This window comes from Acinetobacter sp. (genome assembly GCF_036659555.1).
Taxonomy (GTDB): domain Bacteria; phylum Pseudomonadota; class Gammaproteobacteria; order Pseudomonadales; family Moraxellaceae; genus Acinetobacter.
This window is the reverse complement of sequence record NZ_JAVXCI010000119.1, coordinates 1-7,657: the sequence shown is the minus strand read 5'-3', so window position 1 is coordinate 7,657 and position 7,657 is coordinate 1. Positions and strand designations below refer to the sequence as shown.

At 44.9% G+C, this 7,657-nt stretch carries 7 protein-coding genes; 3 read left to right on the top strand and 4 right to left on the bottom strand.

Annotated elements, in window-relative coordinates:
* Positions 1-24: 24 nt before the first annotated feature.
* Positions 25-411 carry a 30S ribosomal protein S6 gene (gene rpsF / locus RSA72_RS13215; protein ID WP_068912489.1) on the bottom strand — a complete coding sequence of 129 codons (387 nt, stop codon included), beginning with the start codon at positions 409-411 and terminating at the stop codon, positions 25-27.
* A gap of 625 nt (positions 412-1,036) precedes the next feature.
* Between rpsF and RSA72_RS13210 the strand changes: the two genes are divergently transcribed.
* Genes RSA72_RS13210 through RSA72_RS13200 form a run of 3 tightly spaced genes read left to right on the top strand, consistent with a single transcriptional unit; the run spans position 1,037 to position 3,811 of the window.
* Complete coding sequence (locus RSA72_RS13210) at positions 1,037-2,281, top strand: hypothetical protein (protein ID WP_332624620.1); 1,245 nt, start codon at positions 1,037-1,039, stop codon at positions 2,279-2,281.
* Between the two features lie 29 nt (positions 2,282-2,310).
* On the top strand, positions 2,311-3,009 hold the full coding sequence (locus RSA72_RS13205) for an OmpA/MotB family protein (protein WP_332633313.1): 699 nt from the start codon (positions 2,311-2,313) through the stop codon (positions 3,007-3,009).
* Positions 2,996-3,811: a hypothetical protein gene (locus tag RSA72_RS13200; protein ID WP_332633311.1), complete on the top strand. Its 816-nt coding sequence runs from the start codon at positions 2,996-2,998 to the stop codon at positions 3,809-3,811. Before RSA72_RS13205 ends, RSA72_RS13200 begins: the two co-directional genes overlap by 14 nt.
* Positions 3,812-3,814: 3 nt before the next feature.
* On the opposite strand, the gene RSA72_RS13195 is transcribed toward RSA72_RS13200, so the two are convergent.
* From RSA72_RS13195 to cyoE, 3 genes are all read right to left on the bottom strand, one after another.
* Positions 3,815-4,552, bottom strand: a complete 738-nt coding sequence (locus tag RSA72_RS13195) for a DUF3142 domain-containing protein (protein ID WP_332623735.1) — start codon at positions 4,550-4,552, stop codon at positions 3,815-3,817.
* 7 nt (positions 4,553-4,559) lie between these two features.
* Positions 4,560-6,668 (bottom strand): hypothetical protein, encoded by a 2,109-nt coding sequence (locus tag RSA72_RS13190; protein WP_332623734.1) that lies wholly within the window; start codon positions 6,666-6,668, stop codon positions 4,560-4,562.
* 108 nt (positions 6,669-6,776) lie between these two features.
* On the bottom strand, positions 6,777-7,655 hold the full coding sequence (cyoE, locus tag RSA72_RS13185; RefSeq protein ID WP_068912497.1) for a heme o synthase: 879 nt from the start codon (positions 7,653-7,655) through the stop codon (positions 6,777-6,779).
* Positions 7,656-7,657: the final 2 nt, after the last annotated feature.

Below are 7,657 nucleotides of genomic sequence, written 5' to 3'. Positions count from 1 at the left end.
AAAAACGTGCCATTGATGTTCTCCTTATGCTTCAGCAGAGTCTTGAGCTTGTTGCGCTTCTTCACGCTGTGCTTTACGCGCGCGTTTTTCTTCAGCACTCTTAGCCAGTAAAGACTCTTCAGTGATAGCGTTTTCACGACGGATGATTAAGCTGCGAATGATTGCATCGTTGTAGCGGAACAATTCTTCAAGCTCATCAAGCGTAGTTTGACCACATTCAATATTCATTAAAATGTAGTGCGCTTTATGAATTTTGTTAATCGGGTAAGCCAGTTGGCGGCGGCCCCAATCTTCTAAACGGTGAATTTGACCTTCAGCATCTTTGATGTGAGAGATATAGCGTTCTACCATACCAACCACTTGATCGCTTTGATCAGGATGTACTAAAAGTACGATTTCGTAATGACGCATTGTCAGCTCCTTACGGATTATACAGCCCCAGACGCAATTGTCTGAAGCAAGGAGTCACAACCGAAGTTGCGCCGCAAAATTTGCGAAGCCTGAATTCTAGAGCGTTTGGCCTTGGAATACAAGGCATGCATTCAAAAAGCCCTAATTATTTTAGGCAATTGCGGAAAGCGGGCTGCTTTAGGCGCTTTGCTGTATGGGGGAATAATGATCCTAAGTTCGCTATAGGCATTATTAACTTACAGTTGTAAATGCAGGAGCTTTTGAGGGCGCGCTGCATAAAAATCGGCTGAATGGCGAGTGAATTTAACCTGATTCATTCAGTTTCAATAATGCCATGGTGACTTTAAAACTGTGCATATTTTTAGAGTATAAAATTTATCTAATTGGTATTGATGAAAAAAATTAAAAAATCTATACTAAAGTCTAAGCCTGTTCGGGCGCTAACTAAGCATTGTTAAAATCACACAATGCTAAAATAATGTGAATTATATTATTTTTTCTAATTATGCTTGAACTATTACACATTATTGCAATATTTGTCATTATGGGCTTTCTGGCCTTTTTTCTCTATTTAGACCGCAAGAATAAAAAAGCAAATCTGAATTATCCGAGTCTGTTAATTACAATGGGGATTGGATTTACTTTCTTTGGCGTTGCCTTAGGCTTAATGGATTTTAATACCGATGATCCGACGGCCAGTTTGGCGACACTGGTGAATGGGATTAAAACAGCATTTTGGGGGTCTTTTACCGGCGTATTGGCTTCCATCATAATTAAATTTCACGCATTGGTGTTTTTGAAGGAAAACACTGCAGATTTAAAGAGCGATGAGCAAATTCAGCAATTCTACAAAGAACATTCCGCCTTGCATGAGCAGAGTTTCTTTTTGGAAAAAATTAACATTAACTTGAATGCAAATAATCAGAAACTTATAGGCGCAATTGAAAAATTTGGAATTGATTTAGATCAGAATAATAAGAGCAATATGCAAGAGCTGCTTAAGTCTATTAACAGCAGCTTGAACGGAATTGAGCAAATTCAGCGCAGCACGCAAGGCCATATTGCCGGTGAAATCGCTGAACTGCGCAGTGAGTTTGTGCTGTTTGCGCAAAAGCAGGCAGAGCAGAATACTGAAATATTTATTCAAGCATTGGAAACCGCAATACAGCGCTTTAATGACAATTTAACCAGCAGCTTAGGTGAGAATTTTAAACAGTTAAATCAGTCCGTTCACCGCTTGGTGGATTGGCAAGATCAGTATTCCTCGCATGTTGAACAGCAAACAGAGAAATATTCAGATATGGCTCACCAAGTTGAGCAGATTAAAAATGATTTTTCAGCTATTTTGCGCAATACCGATATGCTGGGTTTGGTCATTCAGCAGATTGAAAGCGCCATACAGTCTATAGATCATAAAAATAATGAATTTAACCAAAGAATTGAAAGTTTTTATGGGGCATTGGATTGTAAAATTGTCGACATGGAAAATGCGCGCCAATTGCTGGATCAGGGCTTTCAAAAAGCTGAGTCGCAAATGGCGAATACAAAGCAGCTGACACAAAAAATCTTTAGTGAAATCAATGAATATTTAGAATCCAGCCATTCACGCGCTTTGGATACTCAGAAGCACTCCGCTCAGCAGGCGCAGCAAATGCATGAGCAGATGAAGCAGGCTTTTGAGCAAACGCAAAGACAGCTGAATGACGGCCTAAGCACAATAGAAAATAAGCTGCAGCAGACACTGAATCAGTCTTTAATCACTTTGGCGCAGCAGCTGGGCTCACTCTCTACAAAGTTTGCTCAGGACTATGAGCCAATTACGGTAAATTTAAAACGCGTTATTGACTCCATTGATCAAGGCGTTAAATAAATATGCCGCCGTTTATCAAAAAAGAAACAGTGGGCGCAGACCACTGGATTAGCCTCAGCGATATTATGACGGCTTTGATGATGGTTTTTCTGTTAATCAGCATTATTTACATGATTCGCGTGAAAGAGTCGGTTGATATTCCGCGGATTTTTAAGGCAGATGAACAGCAGCTCTATTCTCAGCTTGAAGAAAGGCTGAAAGTGAAGCTTAGGAGGTGGGGAGCAACTTTAAGCCCGGATTTAACGGTGCGGTTCAGTAATGAGGATATTTTATTTAAAGCCGGTTCCGCCGATTTAACTGCGGACTTTAAACAGGCGCTGGATGAGTATTTTCCCGACTATTTGCGCGCCATTATGCAGGAAAAATTCATTAGCAATATAAAAGAAATAAGAATTGAAGGGCATACATCCAGCTTTTGGGCGAAAGGGGTAAATGAGGAAACCGCGTATATTAACAATATGCAGCTTTCACAGCTGCGTGCGCAAAATACGCTGATTTATTTATTGCAAAGCCCTCAATTAACGGCAATTGAAAAAGCATGGCTGAAAAAGAAATTTAGAGCGATTGGCTATTCTTCCGCATTAACGCTGGGAAAAGATGGCAAGCCGGCTGATGAATCAAACGTGGAAAACTATGGTGTTTCCCAGCGTGTCGAATTCAGGGTTGTAACCACGGCAGAAGATAAAATTCGCGCTGTAGCCTATGGTGGGAATCATGGAGCTGATTGATTTTCTGGCAAGTGATTTTTTAAATGGCTTAAGGCAGCAGATGAAAGCCCCGCTGCTGGATTATTCAGAGCTGCCATTCAGAAACGGCATCAGCTATGCCGAATTATTTGATATTTATGACGGTGTGGAAGTTGGTATTGATGAAATTGACATCAGTGCTGGCGGCTTGCTGTATTATAAAGGGGTGCCTGTAAGCCTGAATATTCAGGATGTGTTTCAGCGCAAAGGCTATGATGAGCATTTGCCGAAATTGCATATTTGCGATTGCCAAAAAATCAAGGACATGAAAAATTCTGGCCGGCTGCAGCGCTATATCAGTTCAGGCAAGCATCACAGAATGCGGGAACTCCGGTTTATCGGCAATCATCAGCATAGTGTAAAAACAGAGAAATCTAATTTAGATGTCTGCAAATACTGCTTGGCGCAAATCAAGTGGCAAGGCTATCATACTGGATTGCCTTCCGCAGAAAAAGACCATAGGGCGAAGCACTTTAATCTAGCGGAGTTCTATCAGCAGCATGAGCCGCAGTTTTATCGGGAAATGATTGATGTTTTATACAGTGATCAGGACGAAGTCCCTTTAAATGCATATCAGCACAATTGGGCATATATTTCTTATGAATTCCGCAAGTCAAAGCGCTGGCGCTGCGAATCATGTAGAAAAGATTGCAGCGGCAATCATGCTGAGCTGCATACCCACCATATTAATGGCAATAAAGCGGATAACCATAGAAATAATTTAAGCGCGCTGTGCTATGACTGCCATGCCAGCCAGCCCATGCATGAGCATATGAGAAAGTGAGCGTTATTTTCTCAAAAGAAAAACCACATAGCCTTTAAAATTCGGATCTGCAGAAAAATTAAGCTCGGGGTTCCATTCCCCGCGCTGCACAATCCCGATTTTATAAGGAAGCTGCAGTTTGGATACCTTATTTAAATAGCTTTGGTGGTTCGGAATGGTGGTTGAACCTTGATAGCTCTGAATCACCAGTTCATCAATATTTTCCCGCAGCAGATGCAGCGTACGCTGATCCTGAATATTGGCCCAGTCCAGCAGGCCGGTAATGCTGAGTCTATATTTTTGGGGCAAGGCTGCGCGCAGTTTTGCTAAAAACAGCGCATAGCTTTTAAGGTCTTTGGTCGGGCTGTCAAAATCTATCTGAATGCCTTGAATCCTGTTGCCGGCCTGTTCCCATTGCTGAATCCGCTGCGCAATACGCTGCATTTCTTCAGGCCGCCAGTTCAGCAGGTGATTGCGGTACACCAGCCAAACTTGCTGATGCGGCACTTGCAGCACAGCGACGCCCTGCGGGATCAGCGCTGACTGATGCGCGCTTTTGTTCAGGCGGACTTCGCCCTGCAGAATATAAATTTCCTTGGCTTTGCTGAGATAGGGCGCAGAGGAAATATTGCCCCAAATCCAGAAGCTGTCATATTGGCTGGCGTCCACCGTGGAGGATGAAGCGGACTGATTCGGCGTGCAGGCCCAAAGGCATAGGCTTAGGGCGATAAAGCTGCAGATTGCATAAAACCGCTTCAGCATCACCGTATCACCAGTAATATTTCAGGGATTTGGCCCAGGAAGTAGTGGGATAATCGCGCTTGATTTGATCATACCATTGCTTGCGGGTGGATGTGGCGACCTCATTGTCCTGACAGTCATTCATGCCGCTTGGCGAGTAGCACATAATGGAGCGGTACAGGGCATAGGCCTTCATTTCAGGATCAGATGAAGCCTTGATGATGTCTTTGTAGACTTGGCCTCGGGTGAATACAGGGCCTTGGAAGCTGCTTCGGTCTTTTTCTGTGTAGGTCAGACTGTTTACGCTGTAGCCTTGTTCTGAGCGGATATATTCTCCAAGGCAGAGGCGCAGCCTTAAGTCCTTGGGGGTTTGTTCAAGCTTTTGCGTCAGGCTGTACAGGTCAGGACATTGAATTGCGCTGCTGACTTTTGCGCCTTTCCAGGCAAAATTGCCCAGCGGCGGCTGGTTTTTGTAGTGTTCAAAAGTTTCGCTGTTATAGACATATTGCGCGGCATTCTTCGGCAGGAGCGCATAAGCTTGATTAAACAGGCCGAAGTTTTGATGAATCAAAGATTTTTGCAAAATATTAAACAGCGCCAGATTCTTTTGATCGCTGCTGGCGTCGGCGCTTTGCGCAAACTGCATTAAGCTTTTCTCATTGGCCGCTTCCTCTATAAAGCTTTTTTGCAGCGACTTCTGCTTAATTTTGGCATTGGCGCCCATAAACATGGCGGCGTTCTGCTGCTTGGCATAATGCGGATACAGCATCAGTTCAAACAGTCCGCGCTGTTCAGGCGTTTTGGCTTTGGCGAGCAGGGCTTCCCAATTTTTCTCTTGTGATTGGCCCAGTTTTTCCTGAATGCGCCCTTTGAGCAGAATCTGGCTGAGCTGCAGATAGCTGCTGGCGGCCGCCGGCGCATCGCTTGGCAGGTATTTCAAAGCGTCCTGCGCTTTGTTCTGCACAAAGAACAGATGGTTGGCCTGCAGGTACTGGAACAGTTCCGGCTGATCTTTAAAGGCAGTTTTTTGCGCATTCAGTTCGGCCCAGCTGATGACTTTATCTTCTGCCATTTCAGGCTTGCGCATCTGCATCAGGTCATAAATGGCCAGAAAGAACGGATCATTTAAATTCTGCGCTTTAAATCTTGAGCTTTGAAAAACATGGCGGTCAATTTCATAAGCCAGATTGCTGATCTCTAAATTATAAAGCTTCGACTTCGGGTGATTGATCTGCCAGACAAATTCATTCACCAGCAGGTCATGCCGGCCATTCAGCCAGTAGCCGCGGCGCAGCAGGCCGCGCGCGCTGGCGGCATACTGGCCATTCGGGTACAGCTTGAAATAATCAGTGATGCTGTTGAAAAAATCTTTCAGCAGGAGCTGATTCAGCTGGTCATGCTGCAGATCGCCATATTCACCGACACCGCTTTGGTAAGCGGCATTTAAATTGCTGCGGATCAGCATGTACTGCGAGGTTTCTTTCAGCCAAGGCTGCTCTACTGCAGTCAATACTGAATAAATCTTAGAAGCTGTGGAAAAGTTAGCATTGTAGAAGGCAATGCTGGCATTCAAATAGGACGCGTACTGGCGCGCAGCTGCAGACCAGCTTGGATTGACGCTGATCAGCGGCATTTTACTGGCGCAGGATGAAATTTTATTGCGTTCGCTGGCCAGCAGCAGTTTTTCTGAGCTGGACAGATTTTTGTCCGCCTGAATCTGCTGCAGGAAATCCTGCGCGCCTTGGTTCAGGCTGCTGCAGTGCTCCTGATAAGGGTCCGTTTCAGCTTTGGAAGGCTGGCGCGCCGAAGCGGCTTTATTCTTGCTGGATGCTGTGATGGTTTTGGTTTCAAAGGGCACAATGCTGTAATCGGTCTCCCACAGCGTATTTTGTGCAGCGGGAATGGAAACCGAAGCCAAGCCCAGATCGCTGAGCAATAGCAGCATATTGGTCTGATTGTCATTCGCTGGGGTCAGCGCCGGCAGATTGTCGCATGCGGTATAGGCATTGCCTTGCAGCTCTGTCGATGGCGTGCAGTAAACATCTGCGCCGGCAAAACTGTGCGCGCTGTAAAAAATGCTGAGAGGCAAGAGGGAAAGGCAGGCGGTTTTCTGAAGCTGTGGAAAATTATAGTTCATAAGTAAAAATGAATTTATTGTTGTAGATGCAATGGTAGCAAGCCGGAGCAGGGGCATGAAATGTTTTTACCGCCCAAAATAAAAAAAGATAGAGATCACTCTATCTTTTTAAAACAGCGGCAAATGCGGTGCAGGTGAGACGTAGCTGAAGCTGAAGCTGAAGCTTAATGCGGTAATTAAAATCACCGAATATAAGAAATAGCGTTTTGCCCACAGCTGGTCATTTTCGGCTTTGAACCCAATGATCGATAAATACACCCAGTATGCGCATAAGGCATTAAAAGTGATTAAAAAGAACATGTTGGTATAGCCGAAGCAATACAAGCCATTCAGCACTGCAGCAAACAGCAAGACGTAAATCAGGCTTTCAACTTTCGTGCGGAAAATTGAGCGTGCTACAGGCAGGATAGGAATGCCTGCATTTTTATAGTCATCAAAACGGTATACGGCAATTCCCCATGAATGCGGCATTTGCCAAAGCGCATACGCTAAAAACAGCAGCAGGGCGGCAACGTCAAATTCATTTGAAACAGCGGTATAGCCAATTACTGGAGGGCTTGCGCCGGAAATGCTGCCAATCACGGTTTGGTGAATGGACGTGCGTTTGCTCCACAGACTGTACAAAATTACATAAACCACAAAACCAAGTACAGCAAAGCCAAAGGCATAGGCATTGGTAAAGAACCACAGCAGGGCAAAGCCTGAAATTCCAAGCGCAGCTGAAAATGCCAGCGCAACGGAAGGGCTGATGGTTTTTTTAACCAGCGCGCGGTTCATCGTCCGTTCCATCTTCTGATCAATGTCTTGATCGATGACGTTGTTGACGACGCAGCCGGAGGCGACAACCAATGTTGTACCCAGCAGGGTGATGAGAAGGAGGAGGAAATCTACAGAGCCCTGGGCGGCTAAAAAGAAGCCGCCCAGAGTGGTAACGAAGTTACCGAAGAGAATTCCTGGCTTAGTCAGGAATAAATACTTTTTCAGCATGA